This window comes from Paenibacillus tianmuensis (assembly GCF_900100345.1).
Classification (GTDB): Bacteria; Bacillota; Bacilli; order Paenibacillales; family NBRC-103111; genus Paenibacillus_G; species Paenibacillus_G tianmuensis.
The window spans coordinates 95,156-111,673 of sequence record NZ_FMTT01000008.1 but is presented as its reverse complement, the minus strand read 5'-3'; the positions used below and the strand labels follow the sequence as shown (position 1 = coordinate 111,673).

The following is a 16,518-nucleotide window of genomic DNA, read 5'->3' as shown; positions in this document are numbered from 1 at the left end:
CATAAAATTAGGCGTCCCTGCATAGCGGGGGCGCCTTTTTGATTTGTCCGTTGATGGCGGAGACGAAGTGACGAGACGAGCAGTCACCGGCCCAATAATTATACCGCGCTCAGCTTGTTCACGATCAGCAGCGCCGCCCCGGTGGCGAGCGCTTCTTCACCGAGCGCGCCTTGGCTGAACACAACCTGATATTTGGGATAATAATACGTTCTTTGAATCGCGACTCGCGTCGCCGTATGGAAAAAGCCGGCATGGCCGCCGATCAAGGCGCCGCCCAGAATGACCTTTTCCGGATGCAAAATGTTAAGCAGGTTGGACAGCCCGATGCCGAAATAGGTGGCTGCCTGCGTAAACAGCTCCACCATCAGCGGATCGCCGGCCTGCAGCGCCTGCTGGAGATGGGCGAAGCCGATCTTCTCCGGATCGGGTTCCAGCCGGAGCAGCAGGCTGTCGCGGCCTTGCTTGAGCCGGGCTTGCGCCTGCTGCTCCAGCGCATGAATGGAAACGTACGATTCGAGCGTGCCGAAGTTGCCATGATTCCACAGGCGGGGGCCGTCCGTTTGGATGATCATTTGGCCGATCGACCCTTCCATGTCCACCGCCCCATACACGACCTGCCCGTTCGTCATCATGGCCGACCGCAAGCCGACGCCGACGTGAACGTATAGCAAATGGCGGTAGTCGCGCTCCCGGTCCGACCACGATTCGCCGATGAGCGCCGTATTCGCTCCGTTATCGAGCACAACCGGAAAGCCGAGGCGGCTTTCCAGGTAGCCGGTAACGCTGACATTTTTCCAGCCGGCGGCGGCAAAATGAAGCGGCTCCAGCAGCATGCCGGAAGCCTGGTCCAGCGGCCCGACGGCCCCGATGCCCATCCCGAGCACCTTGTCGGCCGGAAGAGAGCGGCGGTCCAGCATGTCGCGGGCCTCCGCCACAATCTCTTCCAGCAGCACCTTGGGGGTAACGTCCTCCGTCATGACCCAGCGCTTGCTGTCCAGCTTGTTCAGCTGCAGGTCGAACAGAATGAGCTTGGAATACATCCGCGATATATCCAATCCGAACACATAGGCATAATCGGGATTTACCGTATATAAAATTGGCCTGCGCCCTCCGGTCGATTCGCCGAAGCCGGCCTCCGCAATGACCCCTTGGGCCGTTAATTCCTCCAGCGTCCGGGTTAAGGTACTGCCCGTCAGCCCGCTTTTCTCCAGCAGATCGATCTTGGAGACCGTCCCCTGCTTGCGGATCTGCTCGAAAATTTCTTTATGCTTGCGCCCGGCAATGCGCTGTTCAATGGCGGTCGTCATATTTTTCCTCCGTTGCCAGAAGGGTCTTTTTCGTTTTCAACCGTTAATTATACTACAGTCTCTGGCGGCCCGCTATCCTTCCTTGAGAAAATGGAAGCCCGGCCTCAGCGCTGACGGCCGATTCGAACAAAAGCGTGCGTTCAGGCGGGATCTTCTGGTAAAATAGGGCTTAGTTTGTCCAGGAAAGCTGGGATAGAAGGGACGAAAGCGAAATGACCGAATGGTTCGAAAAAAGCTTCGGACGGGATTATATGCTCGTCTATAAGCATCGCGATATGCAAGGCGCTTATGAGGAAGTGCGCCGGATGATGGAATGGCTGGAGCTGCCCGAGGGAGCGGAGGTCCTTGACCTGTGCTGTGGCATGGGGCGGCACTCGATGGCGCTGAACGGATTCGGTTTTCGGGTTACCGGAATGGACTTGTCGGAGGTGCTGCTGTCGGAAGCGAGAAAGCTGGATACCGCAGGCGAAGTGCGCTGGGTTCATGGGGATATGCGCAACGTACCGATAACCGATCAATTCGATGCGATCGTCAACTTGTTTACGTCGTTCGGTTATTTTCCCGGCGATCGGGACAACGAGCAGGTGCTGAGGGAAATGTACCGTCTGCTCGCGCCAGGCGGGCGCTTCATTATCGATTATTTGAATCCGGCCTATGTGGCGGCGCATTTGGTGCCGCACTCGGTTCGAACCGTCGAAGGAATCCATATCGATGAGAAACGCCGGATCGAGGACGGATTCGTGCGCAAAACGATCGTGCTGCAGGACGGAAGCGGATCGGGCGACCGGGTTTATGAGGAGCAGGTGAAGCTGATCGGACGGGAGCGTTTCCTGGATATGCTGGAGCTGGCAGGGCTGAAAATCGACGCCGTTTACGGCGATTACGACGCTTCGGCTTACGAGCCCGACCGATCAAAACGAATGATCTTTGTCGGCAGGAGGGACGCATAATATGGACGGATCGCCATCAAGCCGCCATGGGAGCGTGACAAAGCACGGCGACGTGCTGCAGATCAAGGTGCCCCTGCCGTTTCCGCTGCGCTGGGTGAACAGCTATTTGCTGCCGGGAGAGAGTGGTTGGACGCTGATCGACCCGGGGCTGCGGACGGAGGCGGCCGAAGCTGTCTGGACGTCGGCGCTTGCGGAGCTTGGGCTCGGCTACTCCGACATCGACCGCATCGTGCTGACGCACCATCACCCGGACCACTACGGGCTAGCCGGATGGTTTCAAGAGCGCACCGGCGCGCCCGTGCTGATGTCGCGGAGCGGCCTTGAACAGACGCGCTTGCTCTGGGGAGACGGGCAGCCGATGACGCAGCGGATCATCGGGCTTTTCCGGCGGGAAGGGCTGCCGGAGGAGATGATGAAGCCGCTGGAGGAGCATATGCAAGGCTTTGTCCCGTCCGTTTCGCCGCAGCCGGAGGTCACCGTCGTGGAAGCCGGGGAGCGTGTAAGGCTCGGCCACGAGGAATACGAAGCGATCGAGACGCCGGGGCATGCCGCAGGGCATTTGTGTTTTTACCGCGCAGAGTCAGCCGTCATGTTCTGCGGGGATCACGTGCTTCCGCAAATATCCCCGAACGTCAGTTACTTGCCCGACGGGATCGACGAGAATCCGCTTGCCAGCTATTTGTCCAGCCTGGAAGCGATTCGCCGATACGAGGTGCGGCTCGCTTTTCCCGGTCACCGGGAGCCTTTCGGTTACCTGCAGCAGCGCGCCGACGAGCTGATCGCCCATCATGCGGAGCGTCTGGATGCGATGCTGTCGAAGCTTGCGGAGCCGGCCACGGCGTACCACGTATGCCGGGCGACCTTCGGGGAGCGGCTCAGCCTGCACCAGCTGCGCTTTGCGCTGCTGGAAACGATTGCGCACCTGATTTGGCTGCGCGAAGCCGGCAAGCTGACCGAAAGCGTGCGCGAGGGGCTTGTAATTTACCAGAAAGCGTAATATTATTCTAATCCACCGGTTTCGACCAATCAGCTGCAATGCGGCATGGTTCCGTTTTTCGAACGGAGCCTGCCGCTTTTTGACGTGGACCAGGTGTGAGAAAGTAAGTTCTGGAATAAAAAGGGGGTCATTGGGGAATAGTAGATGATCTGTAACGCGATTTTCGTTAACGGTTAGAGGCTGGACTGCGGACCCGCTGTCCCAAGCGGACCTGCAAACCGTAGCCGAATCGCTTGCGAACTTGAAATAAGTGGCAAAGCATGAAATAGATTCACAGTTAAAAACGGCGCTCTCTCCTCGGAGAAGCGCCGTGTTCCATTACGTCTGCGTACTTTCCTTCTCTTGCTGCTTGCGGTGTGCGATGCGGCTGCTGGCGGACGCCGCGATGGCGCCGACGATATCGTCGAGGAACGTATGCTTGTGCTTGCCGCTCTTATCGTTCAGCCGTCCGACCAGCCCCGGCTTGATTTTGTCTATATATCCAAAGTTGGTTAGCCCGATGCTGCCGTACACATTGACGATGGACAGAGCCAGGATTTCGTCGCAGCCGTACAGCCCCTCGTCGTTTTCAATCATCTCCTGGAGAGGGGAAAACAGCTTGCCCTCTTCGGCCAGTACGTCAAGCTGAATCCCCGTCAAAATGGCATTCTGCACTTCCCGTTTGCCGAGGACCTGCTCCACACTCTCCCGACATTCGTCCATCGTCAGGTTGGAGTAATAGTCTTTTTGCAAAAAATAAGTAAGCTCCGCCATATCTTCCATCGTGACGCCGCGCTTCGTCAGCCACAAGGCCGAAGCTTCGGCAACCTGCTTACTGTTCAAGCTGTAGCTCATAAAGACCTCCTTAGGAATCCGAGAAAAACCGGAAGTGGTTTTTGCCTTGCTGCTTCGATGTGTACATCGCCATATCGGCGCACTGCAGCAGCGTTTCGATATCCTGCCCGTCTTCGGGATAGCAGGAAACGCCGATGCTGCTCGTTATGCTCATGGTTTGGCCGTTCAATTCGAAAGGCCGGGTTAGCGTCTGCGTGATTCTGCCGACGATCTTGGCAATGTCCTCCCGGTGCTCGAACTGCTGCAGCAGCACGACGAATTCGTCGCCGCCCATCCGGCAGACGGTATCCGGTTCCCGGATGGAATGTGAGAGACGGGAAGCGGCCATGGTCAGCAGCTCGTCGCCGGTGGCATGGCCGTATGTATCGTTAATGCGTTTAAAATCATCAAGGTCCAAGTAAATGACGGCCAGCTTATGGTGATAGCGCTTCGCCATATGCAGCGATTGTGTAAAACGGTCTTGAAACAGCCTGCGGTTTGGCAGTTGGGTCAACGGATCGTAGTAAGCCAGACGGGTCAGCCGTTCCTCCTGCTTCTTGAACGCCGTGATGTCTTTGGCTGTCAGCGCGGCCTGCCATCCCGAAGACTTGCATGCTAACGGATATCCTTGTCCATCAAGCCATACGAGAGCTCCGTCCGGCAGCACGGCCCGAAATGTCATCGCGAATGGTTCGCGCTCTTGAAGCAATTGTCGGCATGCCTGCTGCAGCGGAAGGAGATCGGTTTCGTACACCCAACGGAACAATGCCGAACCGTAGTTGGGCTCCGGGGACAAGCCGACCGGCGAACCGGTTTCGTCGAATACCCACAGCCAATCCGGAGATTGAAGCACAACGGCCCGGTATAGGTCGTCAGGCACGAAATCAGGAAGACGGTTTTCCATGGGAAATCACCTCATTTTGGAAAAACACATCTATATTATAGGCTTATAGTACTGTATAAATCAAGGGTATATCCGTCTAAAGTACCATAAATCCAATTTTCTTCCGAATCGGACAAATGGATGGCATAAACTTGTCTGCCGCCCGTATACATAAAAGTAAAAACGGACAACACCCCAATACCAAGGAGGAACACGCAATGAAACAATACAAATGGATACGATGGGCCGCCGCTGTCGGAATGGTCGCTCTGCTTGCGTCCGGCTGCTCGCCTTCGGGAAAGAAGGAACAGTCTCAGCAAATCGATCCTCCGCCAGCCGGTGCGGACGCCATGGCCACAAGCGGCAAAGTGTCCCGGACGATTGCCAATCCGATGCAGGTGACGGTTTACGCCAAGGATGAAAAAGGGTTCGTCGCCCCGATTGCCGTTCAAGTCGAAAAGACCCAAGGCGCCGCCCGCAAGGCGCTTGAATACATGGTGGACGGCGGTCCGGTACAAGGACGTCTGCCGGCCGGATTTACAAGCCTCCTTCCCAAAGGTACCGAAATCAAAGGCATTAACATTATGGAAGATCAAAAGCTGGCTATCGTTGATTTTTCCAAAATGTTTACGGATTATAACCTGCAGGACGAAAGAAAAATTATGGAAGCCGTCACCTGGACTTTGACGGGCTTTCCTTCGGTAGAGAAAGTACAACTCCGCGTCGATGGCAAGCCTTTGAAAGAGATGCCGGTCGGCAGCACGCCGCTGGACGAATCGCTGACCCGGGCGATCGGAATCAACGTGGAGAAGCCGGAAAGCGTAGAGTACGGACAATCGACGCCGGTTACGCTGTATTTCTTAAATCAGAATCAGGAAAATTACAGCTATTACGTGCCCGTCACCCGGCTCGTCCCAAGGACGGACAACGTTGCGGAAGTGGTCATCCGGCAGCTCATTGCGGGACCGGATCAGAAGAAGGGCTTGGTTGCCGTCATGGCTCCGGGAGCCGAGCTGCTGAAAGTGGAAAAAACGAACGACCTGATTACCGTCAATTTCTCGGACAACATGCTCGGGCCGGATAAAAAAGCACCTGCCGAAGCGTTGAAAGCGGTTGTCTTATCGCTCACGGAAAATACGAACGCGGCCGCCAAGGTGCAAATCCTGGTGAACGGCGACGCCAAAGTAAACGCGACCGACAATCAGAGCTATGCGAAGCCCGTATCCCGCCCTCAGACTGTGAATCAGCTGAAGCTGTAGCTTAGCGCGATGCCTCAAAAACGAACGCTCCTTCCTGTGCGGCCCGGCTTCCGGAAGGAGCGCTTTTTCGTTTCCGCCCGCCCGTTTGGTTTTCCTGGGGCGCTCTGGTACAATGGGAACGTAAAAGCCAAAAGGAGGAAATGAGACTTAAATGAGAAGCGACGGGAGAAGAGTCGATCAGGCGCGTCCTGTGAAAATTACGACCAATTATAATAAACACGCCGAAGGCTCGGTGCTGATCGAAGTGGGAGATACGCGGGTCATCTGCACGGCGACGGTGGAGGAACGGGTTCCGCCGTTTATGAAAGGGCAGGGCAAAGGATGGGTGACTGCCGAATACTCGATGCTGCCCCGGGCGACTTCGGTCCGCAATCAGCGCGAAGCGGCCAAAGGGAAGCTCGGCGGACGCACCATGGAAATTCAGCGGCTGATCGGCCGGGCGCTGCGTTCCGTCGTCGATCTGGAAGCGCTGGGCGAACGTTCCATTACGCTGGATTGCGACGTGATCCAGGCGGACGGCGGCACCCGGACGACGTCAATCACCGGCGCGTTCGTCGCCATGGCAATCGCGATGGATAAAATCGTGCGGGAGCGGAATTTGAACCGGTTCCCGATCACCGATTTTCTCGGTTCCTTGAGCGTGGGCATCATTCAGGAGAAGCCGTGCCTGGACCTGAACTATGAAGAGGATTCCAAAGCGAAGGTTGACATGAACGTAGTCATGACTGGCCACGGAAAATTCGTTGAGGTGCAAGGAACCGGCGAAGAAGCCCCGTTCTCCCGGCAAGAGCTTGACGCGCTGCTGGCGCTGGCCGAAACGGGCATTCAGGAGATGATTCGGGAACAAGCGCTTGCGCTTGGACCAATTGCCGAACGCATTAAAGGGGCATCTCATGCGGCTCGGAGCTGAAGTCGTCATCGCGACGACAAACGCCGGTAAACTTAAGGAATTCGAGAAGATGTTCCGGGAGAAAGGCATCGCGGTCAAAAGCCTGCTCGATTACCCGGAGATCCCGGATATCGTCGAGGACGGAGATACCTTTGCGGCCAACGCCCTGATCAAAGCCAGAGCGGTGGCCCGGCGGCTCGGCGTTCCTGCGGTGGCGGACGATTCCGGCTTATGCGTGGATCGTCTGAACGGCGCGCCGGGGGTATACTCCGCCCGCTACGCGGGCGAGCCGAAGGACGATGCGGCGAATAACCGCAAGCTCGTTGGCGAATTGGACAAGCTGGAGCCGCTGCCCCGGCCAGATCATGCGGCTCATCCCGAAGCGCTCAGCCCCGCCCGTTTCGTCAGCGCCATTGCGCTCGTGGATGCGGAAGGAACGCCGCTTGCCGAAGTCGAAGGGACGTGCGAGGGCGTCATTATTCGCGAACCGCGCGGCAGCGGGGGCTTCGGGTATGATCCGTTGTTTTACGTCCCGCAGCTCGGCCGGACGCTGGCGGAGCTGACGCTTGAAGAGAAAAATGCGCTCAGTCATCGCGGTCAGGCCATTCGCAAATTGTGGAACTTCTTGGCCTGAGGAAGCCGTACGGCTATTACTGAATCGATACTTTGTAATGGCGGAGCCACATGTCGACTTGGGCCAAATAAGCGAACAGCTGCGGCCCGGTCATCAGCTGGCCGAACCAAGGCAGCTGGAAGCGGCCTTCGTCGTCCTCGGCGAGGGTGCGGATTTTGGCCGTATCGATGAACGGAAGCAGAGGCGAGGAAGGATCGTTTAAGATGTCCAATACCCAGGAGCGGACGGCGGTCAAGTAGTTCGGATTGTGCGTTTTTGGATACGGGCTTTTTTTGCGGGTCAGCACGTCTTCGGGAAGAATGCCGCGGAGCGCTTTACGCAAAATGCCCTTCTCGCGGTCGCCGGCCGTTTTGACCTCCCACGGAATATTCCATACGTATTCGACCAGCCGGTGATCGCAGAACGGCACGCGCACTTCGAGACCGACAGCCATGCTCATCCGGTCTTTGCGGTCGAGCAGCGTCGGCATAAAGCGGGTAATGTTCAAATAGGACATTTCCCGCATCCGGTTTTGCTGTCCGTTCTCGCCGGCCAGACGGGGCACTTCGGAGAGAGCTTGCCGGTAGCGGTCCTGCACGTATTGGGCGGGCTTTACCCAATCAACGAATTCGGGAGAGAGCAGGGCGATGCGTTCGGGGGTCGCCAGCGACCAGGGGAAGGTTCCGGCATTCAGCGCATCCTCCCGGTGAAACCAGGGGTACCCGCCGAAAATTTCGTCGGCCGCTTCGCCGGATATCGCCACCGTGGCGCCTTTTTTAATTTCACGGCAAAATAAATAAAGCGAACCGTCCACATCGGCCATTCCGGGCAAGTCCCTGGCCAGCACGACGGTTCGGAGCGCCTCGACCAGTTCCGGCGTATCGAATTCGATCGCATGATGCACGGTTCCGAGGTGTTCCGTCATTCGCTTGATCCAAGGCGCATCCGCATTCGGCTGAAAGGCGCTTGCTTGGAAATGCTTATCGTTGTCGACATAGTCGACCGAATAGGTGTGCAGGACTCCGAGCCCTTGCTGCGCATAGTATTGTGCGGCAAACGTCGTTAGCGCGCTGGAGTCGAGCCCGCCGGACAAGAGCGTGCAGATCGGCACATCCGAAGCGAGCTGGCGGATCACCGTGTCCTGAACCAGCTCGCGCACTTTGGCGGCCGTCGTCTCCACATCGTCCTCATGCGGCTTGCTTTCCAGCTTCCAGTAGGCGCGTATACTCAGGCCGCGCGCATCCATGACCATGCAGTGCCCCGGCTTCAGCTCCTGCATATTTTTATAGACCCCGTGGCCTGGCGTGCGCGCCGGCCCGACGGCGAAAATTTCCGCCAATCCTTCGCCGCTGATCTGAACCGTAAAGTCCGGATGCGCCAGAATGGCCTTCGGCTCCGAACCGAACAGCAGCCGGCCTTCCGAATAGGAATAGAAAAGCGGCTTGACGCCCAGCCGGTCGCGTACGAGGAATAGCGACTGCTCTTCGTGGTCCCAAATGGCAAAGGCGAAGATGCCGTTGAGCCGGTCGACGCAGGCTCGGCCCCATTCGACGAACGAAACGAGCAGTACCTCGGTGTCGCAGGTGGTGGCGAACCGGTGGCCTCGCTGCTCCAGCTCTTTTTTCAATTCGGGCGCATTGTATAGCTCGCCGTTATAGACGATGGTTATTGTATTATCCCCGACTTTCCGAGTCATGGGCTGGGCTCCGCCCGCAGGGTCCATGACGCTCAGACGGCGGTGGCCAAGCGCGCAGCGGGGTGTGATCCAGCTGCCGGAGGCATCCGGACCGCGCGAGGCGAGCGTATCCGTCATCATTTCGAGAACGGACGGATACTGGGTCAAATCTTTGTTCCAATCAATCCATCCCGTGATTCCACACATAGCTTTCATCCTCTCCGGTCTTCCAGAATCTGTCGCTCCCGTGAGGGGGCCAAAGATGACAGCAAGATGTTAAAGGTTATGCTTGGCGGGAGCGGATGATGTCTGTCCGGGCAAGCCGCGCTGCGGAAAACTTGATGAAAAAATGGACAAACGGACGAAGAAAAGTTACACTTAGCGTATAGGTGTATTTTTATAACGGCCTGCGTTTTGGAAGCCGATGTATAGAAAACGTCGGTTTTGTCTCACGCTATAGCTGGAGGAACGATAGGCAGGTAGACAACTGATCAACAGGTAAAGGTGGTTCATCATTAATGAAAAGAACGTTCTCAGAACAACAGAAAGAATACAAGGAAGCCAAAGACAACTTCGAGAAGGCGAATAAAGAATTCGAACAAAAGCTCGCTACGACAAAAAAACTCGGTAACGTAACTCCGGAAGTGATGGAGCAGCTTGTCGGCGATACGGGACTTCATATTGCATTGAACCGGCTCGGTGCGGCGGAAGCCGCGCTTCTGAAATGGTCGCACGAGATGATTCAGAACGAACGCGACTATTTGCAAAATAAAGAGCAGGTCGACCGCATGTACGGTTTCATCGATCAAAATCCGCACATTAAAGCGCAGCTCATCCAAGCCGCGATGAAAATGGAATAGATTTCGGGAAATGGAACGCTGAACAGCGCCTGCATAACGGGCAGCCCGGATGCCGTGTTTAACGCATCCGCGGCTGCTTTTTCATGTTCGCATAACCCGCGTCCGAATCCGGCATCCTAATTAAGGAGAAGATGGAATGGACGGGAAATCATATCGCGGCAGGAGATTTTGCTTTCGTTTCTTTTTTGGAGTAAACTGGCATTCATAAAGAAGCTCAGCAAGAAAGGCGGTGTTTCATGAGCGGGCAGACCAATGGCAATGTGATTCTTTTTCCGAAAACCGTCGAATATTATCAATTCGAACTGACCCGGCTCCTTGAAGCGGAACGCTACGGAGAAGCGATGAAGCTCCTCCGCTTTTTGCTTGCCTGCCAATCCGACGACGACCGGGCGCGGGAAGAATGGCGGTCCTTGCTCGACTGGCTGCAGGTCATGTTTCCGGACCTGGCGCTGGGGCAGGCGGACGAAAGCCAAGAGCTCAGCGAAGCGGACCTGCTGCGGCAGCATTTGCACGCCAAGGGCGAGCAGAAAGGCGACTATGCGAAGCGGCTGCTGGCCAGCCTGCGGGAGCAGCGGGCCGTGGACAAGCAGCTGCTGGCTTTGGATCAGCTCGCGTTCCTGGAAGACGAAGCAATCGACGAAGAGCTGATCGGGTGGTTGAAGGAGGATGCCGGACGGCATCCGCTGATCCAGTTCAAGACGCTGCAAACACTCAGGAAGCGGGGCGCGACCGGCAGTGTAACGCTGCACAAGAACGGCGAAGCGGCGGTCGTCGAGATCGAGGATACGCCGGAGGCCTTCGATCAGTTTCCTTCGCAGATTCAAGAGATTATCAACCGCGTTCAGGAGATCAGCGAGACGCTGCACCCGGCGCTCTCGTATTTTGCATCGGAGACGTGGAACGAATTTTTGGCGTTTATTTACGGAACTTCCGCTTACAGGCAAATGCTGCGGCAGGATGCGGCCTGTGTGGACGTATGGGCTGCGGCGCTGCATTTGACGTTGCTCGAACAAGTATTTGAAGGCGGAGACAAAGCGGAGCTGTTCGAATTGTACGGGATCACGTCAAATCTGGCGTTTCAGTGGGAGCAGGCTTACCGGATAATGCAGCAATTCGCCGCAAACGTATTCACTCGGAGATTATAAAATGGCGCCGCGGGACGATTTCCCAACGTTTCCGCGTTTGAAGCCTTGAAAACCGCATTTATTACGGTTATAATATAGTGGTTATATCGGCGGGCTTGTCCGGACTGTACCGCGACTCCGCCAGAACGTGACAAAATTGCGATGGATAATTTTTGGAGGGGAAAGCATAAAATGAAAGCAAGCTGGGAAAAAATAGAGAAGAACGTAGCCGTTCTTGATATTGAAGTGGACGCGGACCAAGTAGCCGCCGCTCTGGACAAGGCATTCAAAAAAGTTGTGAACAAAGTTAACGTTCCTGGTTTCCGCAAGGGCAAAGTGCCTCGCTCTATTTTCGAATCGAAATTCGGCGTGGAAAGCTTGTATCAAGACGCTCTCGATATCATCGTGCCTGACGCTTACATTGCAGCCGTTCAAGAGACGGGCATTCAGCCGGTGGACCGTCCGGAAGTGGACGTCGAGCAATTCGGCAAAGGCCAAGTTCTGAAGTTCAAAGCGAAAGTTACCGTGAAACCTGAAGTCGAGCTTGGCGAGTACAAAGGCATCGCGCTCGAAGCTCCTTCCGTCGACGTAACGGCCGAAGAAGTGAACGAAGAGCTGGAAAAACTGCAAAAGCGCCATGCGGAACTCGTTCCGGTAGAAGCAGGCGCAGCCGAGAACGGCGACAACGTCGTAATCGACTTCGAAGGCTTTGTGGACGGCGTTCCTTTCGAGGGCGGCCAAGCGGAGCGTTATTCGCTTGAGCTTGGCTCCGGCAGCTTTATCCCGGGCTTCGAAGAGCAAGTCGTCGGCCTGGAGAAAGACGGCGAGAAGGACATCACCGTAACCTTCCCGGAAGACTACCATGCGGAAGAGCTGAAAGGCAAAGAAGCCGTTTTCAAAATCAAGCTGCATGACATCAAGCGCAAAAACTTGCCTGCGCTCGACGACGAGTTCGCTAAAGACGTGAGCGAGTTCGAGACGCTGGACGAGTACAAAGCGGATTTGGAGAACAAGCTGAAAGAGCGCAAGCAAAACGAAGCTGACCGCAAAAAAGAAAACGATCTGGTAGAAAAAGCTTCCGAAGCTGCGCAAGTGGAAATTCCGGAAGTCATGATCAACGACGAAGCGGAGCAAATGGTGAAAGAATTCGAAAACCGTCTGCGTACGCAAGGCATGAACATCGACATGTACTACCAGTTTACCGGTCAAAGCGCCGACGACCTCAAAGGCCAAATGCGCGCTGACGCCGAGAAGCGCGTACACAACAACCTCGTGCTTGAGGCAATCGCGAAAGCGGAAAACCTTGAAGCGACGGAAGAAGAAATCAACGCCGAGCTGGAGAACCTGGCCCAAATGTACGGCCGTTCCGTTGACGAAATCCACAGCATCTTTGCTTCCAACGGCAATTTGGGATCGCTGCTGCAAGATATCGTCAACCGCAAAACCGTGAAATTCCTGGTTGACAACAGCAAAACGGCTTAATTCGGAAATTATATAAACGCGAAGCGACATGCAAAGGCACGTGTACATCCATGCGTGCCTTTGTTTTACCTTAAACCGCGTTTGACGGTTTCCCCGAAACATGCACATAAGAAGTACATAAGCATAACATAATAAGCGTTACATACGAAGCAAACGGACCATTACATATGCGGTACATTGTGAAATACATAGTCGGCAGCGAAGCAGTCCTGTCCCGTCGGGTGTACGTTAAATACCCGCAACGCTTGTGCGTATCGGAGAGGAAATGACTTTAGTCTTTAAACGTGCTACAATGTTTTGAGTAAGGCTCGAAAATGTTTTGCATTTTATGAAGTAAAGGGGTTGGGACGATGACTCTGGTACCTATGGTTGTGGAACAGGAAGGCCGCGGCGAACGCTCTTACGATATTTACTCGCGTTTGCTGAAGGATCGTATTATTTTTTTGGGCAGCGCGATCGATGACGACGTCGCCAACCTGGTTATTGCCCAGTTGCTTTTCTTGTCGGCGGTAGATCCCGAGAAAGATATTCAATTGTACATCAACTCCCCCGGCGGTTCGGTGACGGCCGGTATGGGTATATATGATACAATGCAATTCATCAAACCGGACGTTTCGACGATTTGCGTCGGTATGGCCGCCAGTATGGGTTCTTTACTGCTTACGGCAGGAGCCAAAGGCAAACGCTTAGCGCTTCCGAACAGTGAAGTGATGATTCATCAACCGCTTGGCGGCGTCCGCGGGCAGGCATCGGATATTAAAATTCATGCCGACTGGATTATCAAAACGAAACAGAAGTTAAACCAAATCTATGTGGAGCGTACGGGGCAGCCTTACGAAAGAATCGAACGCGACACAGACCGTGACAATTTCATGAGCGCCGAAGACGCAAAGGCGTACGGTCTCATTGATGCGGTTATCACTCGCAGTGATCTGACTTAGAAAAGGAGTGATCCCATGTTTAAATTTAACGATGAAAAAGGCCAGCTCAAGTGCTCGTTCTGCGGAAAATCCCAGGAGCAGGTACGCAAGCTGGTTGCCGGGCCCGGCGTTTATATATGCGACGAGTGCATCGAGCTTTGTACGGAAATCGTTGAGGAAGAATTGGGTCACGAGGAAGAGCTCGACCTGAAAGACGTACCGAAGCCGAAGGAAATTCGCGCAATTTTGGATTCCTACGTCATTGGGCAGGAACAGGCCAAAAAATCGCTGTCGGTTGCCGTATACAATCACTACAAACGGATTAACTCGCAGCAAAGCAAGCTCGAAGATGTCGAACTGCAAAAGTCAAACATCGTCCTTGTCGGTCCGACGGGCAGCGGGAAAACGCTGCTGGCTCAAACGCTGGCCAAAATTTTGAACGTCCCGTTTGCGATCGCCGATGCAACGTCTTTGACGGAAGCCGGATACGTAGGGGAAGACGTCGAAAACATTTTGCTGAAGCTCATTCAAGCGGCTGATTACGATGTGGAAAAAGCCGAGCGCGGCATCATTTATATCGATGAAATCGATAAAGTGGCCCGCAAATCGGAAAATCCGTCCATCACCCGCGATGTTTCGGGCGAAGGTGTACAGCAAGCCCTTCTGAAAATTTTGGAAGGCACGGTTGCATCCGTACCGCCTCAAGGCGGGCGCAAGCATCCTCATCAAGAATTCATCCAAATCGATACGACGAACATCCTGTTTATTTGCGGCGGGGCGTTCGACGGGCTTGAGCAGATCATTAAGCGTCGGATCGGCAAAAAAGTGATCGGCTTCGGCACGGACGGTCATAAAGCCGACCTGAAGCCGGGCGAATATTTGTCTCTTGTGCTTCCGGAAGACCTTCTGAAATTCGGTTTGATTCCGGAATTCGTGGGCCGTTTGCCGGTTATCTCGACGCTGGAGCCGCTGGACGAAGCAGCGCTTGTCCGCATCTTGACCGAGCCTAAAAATGCTCTTGTCAAGCAGTACCAAAAGATGCTGGAGATGGATAACGTGTCCCTTGAATTCGAACCGGAGGCGCTGGAGGAAATTGCGAAAGAAGCGATTAAGCGCAATACCGGGGCGAGGGGACTGCGCGCCATTATCGAAGGCATTATGCTGGAAGTGATGTACGAGGCGCCATCCCGCACGGAGAACTCCAAATGCATCGTGACCAAGGAAGCCGTACAAGCGAAGATCACACCTCAGATCACCGCAGCGGACGGCCAGTCCATGAAGAAAAAAGAAGAAAGCGCGTAAGCGCCGGATATACAAAAAAACTAAACGCCTCCAATCCGCAGGGACCGATAGATTTGTCCCCCGGAGCGGAGGATGTTTGGCATCATGGGAGAGAAGAAAACACATGTTCCATAGAACGGAAACGGTTCCGGTTAAAGTCGGCAATCTAACCATCGGCGGCAGCAATGACGTGATCATCCAGAGCATGTGTACAACCAAGACGGCGGATGTAAAGGCTACGGTGGCCGAGATTCATCGGCTGGAGGAAGCGGGATGCCAGATCGTCCGCGTTACAGTCAACAATAAGGAAGCGGCGGAAGCGATCAAAGAAATCAAGAAGCAGATTTCGATTCCGCTTGTGGCTGACATTCATTTTGACTACCGGCTCGCTCTGCAGGCCATTGAGAACGGGGTTGACAAAGTAAGAATCAATCCGGGTAACATCGGCCGCCGCGAGAAGGTGGAAGCCGTCGTCAAGGCCTGCAAGGAGCGGGGAATTCCGATCCGGATCGGCGTCAATGCCGGTTCGCTTGAGAACCATTTGCTGGAAAAGTACGGCTACCCGACGCCGGAAGCGATGGTCGAAAGCGCCCTGTATCATATCAGCATTCTCGAAGAGCTCGATTTTCGCGACATCATCGTCTCGCTGAAGGCATCCGACGTCCCGATGGCGATTGCCGCTTATACGAAAGCTGCGGCAGCCTTCCGCTACCCGCTGCACCTTGGCATTACGGAGGCCGGGACACTGTTCTCCGGCACCGTGAAGAGCGCCGCAGGCTTGGGCGCGCTGCTAAGCATGGGGCTCGGTTCGACGATCCGGATTTCGCTCAGCGCGGACCCGGTTGAGGAAGTCAAGGTATGCCGCGAGCTGCTGAAATCGTTCGGGTTGATCACGAACGCCGCCACCTTGATTTCTTGCCCGACTTGCGGCCGATTGGATATCGATCTGTTTTCTATCGCGAATGAGGTGGAAGAGTATATCTCCAAGCTGAAGGTGCCGATCAAAGTATCCGTACTCGGCTGCGCGGTTAACGGCCCCGGCGAAGCCAAGGAAGCCGATATCGGCATTGCCGGCGCCCGCGGCGAAGGCTTGTTGTTCCGTTACGGCGAGATGATCCGCAAAGTACCGGAAGCCGAGCTGCTGTCCGAACTGAAGAAGGAAATCGACATTATCGTCGAGCATTTCGAGCGTACAGGCGAGATTCCCGGCCGAAAGCATCATACGGCGGTTTAATACGGCACATCATAAGTACACCCGCACATTGCAGGCGGAGGGAAGCGAGTTAAGGCTTCCCTCCGAGCATTGGCGGGTGTATTTTGTTTGTTTAAAGCTTGGCGTCAAAGAAAATCGGGAGCTCCTCAACACCATAGACTAGCTTCCAACCGGGCCAATGGGGCCCCTTAGAAACCGCTCGTATAGGTTTCCGGCGTACTGCAAACAATGAGATTAGGAAAATACGGATAA

The 16,518-nt window shown here is 55.1% G+C and carries 15 protein-coding genes; 11 read left to right on the top strand and 4 right to left on the bottom strand.

What is annotated here, in order from left to right; translation table 11 throughout:
• Positions 1-98: 98 nt before the first annotated feature.
• Positions 99-1,307 (bottom strand): ROK family transcriptional regulator, encoded by a 1,209-nt coding sequence (locus tag BLO51_RS08025; RefSeq protein WP_090669488.1) that lies wholly within the window; start codon positions 1,305-1,307, stop codon positions 99-101.
• Positions 1,308-1,519: 212 nt separating this feature from the next.
• On the opposite strand from BLO51_RS08025, the gene BLO51_RS08020 reads away from it, so the two are divergent.
• Positions 1,520-2,257: a class I SAM-dependent methyltransferase gene (locus BLO51_RS08020; protein ID WP_090669484.1), complete on the top strand. Its 738-nt coding sequence runs from the start codon at positions 1,520-1,522 to the stop codon at positions 2,255-2,257.
• Between the two features lies 1 nt (position 2,258).
• Positions 2,259-3,254, top strand: a complete 996-nt coding sequence (locus BLO51_RS08015) for an MBL fold metallo-hydrolase (RefSeq protein ID WP_090669479.1) — start codon at positions 2,259-2,261, stop codon at positions 3,252-3,254.
• 318 nt (positions 3,255-3,572) lie between these two features.
• Here the strand turns inward: BLO51_RS08015 and BLO51_RS08010 are convergent, their stop codons facing one another.
• Together BLO51_RS08010 and BLO51_RS08005 are read right to left on the bottom strand one after the other, a co-directional pair.
• The gene (locus tag BLO51_RS08010; RefSeq protein ID WP_090669476.1) at positions 3,573-4,088 is read right to left on the bottom strand and encodes a phosphatidylglycerophosphatase A family protein; all 516 of its coding nucleotides are present in this window, start codon (positions 4,086-4,088) and stop codon (positions 3,573-3,575) included.
• Between the two features lie 10 nt (positions 4,089-4,098).
• On the bottom strand, positions 4,099-4,971 hold the full coding sequence (locus tag BLO51_RS08005) for a sensor domain-containing diguanylate cyclase (RefSeq protein ID WP_090669473.1): 873 nt from the start codon (positions 4,969-4,971) through the stop codon (positions 4,099-4,101).
• A gap of 197 nt (positions 4,972-5,168) precedes the next feature.
• Here BLO51_RS08005 and BLO51_RS08000 point away from each other — a divergent pair, with 197 nt between their 5' ends.
• The 3 genes from BLO51_RS08000 to BLO51_RS07990 all read left to right on the top strand — a co-directional run bounded on the left by BLO51_RS08000 (position 5,169) and on the right by BLO51_RS07990 (position 7,732).
• Positions 5,169-6,209: a GerMN domain-containing protein gene (locus BLO51_RS08000; RefSeq protein ID WP_090669469.1), complete on the top strand. Its 1,041-nt coding sequence runs from the start codon at positions 5,169-5,171 to the stop codon at positions 6,207-6,209.
• Positions 6,210-6,360: 151 nt separating this feature from the next.
• Positions 6,361-7,119, top strand: a complete 759-nt coding sequence (gene rph / locus BLO51_RS07995) for a ribonuclease PH (RefSeq protein ID WP_090669466.1) — start codon at positions 6,361-6,363, stop codon at positions 7,117-7,119.
• Positions 7,103-7,732 carry an XTP/dITP diphosphatase gene (locus tag BLO51_RS07990; RefSeq protein ID WP_090669463.1) on the top strand — a complete coding sequence of 210 codons (630 nt, stop codon included), beginning with the start codon at positions 7,103-7,105 and terminating at the stop codon, positions 7,730-7,732. Before rph ends, BLO51_RS07990 begins: the two co-directional genes overlap by 17 nt.
• Before the next feature lie 16 nt (positions 7,733-7,748).
• On the opposite strand, the gene asnB is transcribed toward BLO51_RS07990, so the two are convergent.
• Complete coding sequence (gene asnB, locus BLO51_RS07985; protein ID WP_090669460.1) at positions 7,749-9,593, bottom strand: asparagine synthase (glutamine-hydrolyzing); 1,845 nt, start codon at positions 9,591-9,593, stop codon at positions 7,749-7,751.
• 311 nt (positions 9,594-9,904) lie between these two features.
• On the opposite strand from asnB, the gene BLO51_RS07980 reads away from it, so the two are divergent.
• The 6 genes from BLO51_RS07980 (at position 9,905) to ispG (ending at position 16,287) form a co-directional block, all read left to right on the top strand.
• Positions 9,905-10,246, top strand: coding sequence for a hypothetical protein (locus BLO51_RS07980; RefSeq protein ID WP_090669457.1), 342 nt, complete (start codon positions 9,905-9,907; stop codon positions 10,244-10,246).
• A 236-nt stretch (positions 10,247-10,482) separates the two neighbouring features.
• Positions 10,483-11,391 (top strand): hypothetical protein, encoded by a 909-nt coding sequence (locus BLO51_RS07975; RefSeq protein ID WP_090669454.1) that lies wholly within the window; start codon positions 10,483-10,485, stop codon positions 11,389-11,391.
• A 171-nt stretch (positions 11,392-11,562) separates the two neighbouring features.
• A complete protein-coding gene (gene tig, locus BLO51_RS07970) occupies positions 11,563-12,852 on the top strand; it encodes a trigger factor (RefSeq protein ID WP_090669452.1) in 1,290 nt (429 codons plus the stop codon).
• A gap of 350 nt (positions 12,853-13,202) precedes the next feature.
• Complete coding sequence (gene clpP, locus BLO51_RS07965) at positions 13,203-13,793, top strand: ATP-dependent Clp endopeptidase proteolytic subunit ClpP (protein WP_090669449.1); 591 nt, start codon at positions 13,203-13,205, stop codon at positions 13,791-13,793.
• A gap of 15 nt (positions 13,794-13,808) precedes the next feature.
• Positions 13,809-15,074: an ATP-dependent protease ATP-binding subunit ClpX gene (clpX, locus tag BLO51_RS07960; protein WP_090669446.1), complete on the top strand. Its 1,266-nt coding sequence runs from the start codon at positions 13,809-13,811 to the stop codon at positions 15,072-15,074.
• 103 nt (positions 15,075-15,177) lie between these two features.
• Entirely contained in the window at positions 15,178-16,287 is a 1,110-nt protein-coding gene (gene ispG / locus BLO51_RS07955) for a flavodoxin-dependent (E)-4-hydroxy-3-methylbut-2-enyl-diphosphate synthase (RefSeq protein WP_090669443.1), read from the top strand.
• Positions 16,288-16,518: the final 231 nt, after the last annotated feature.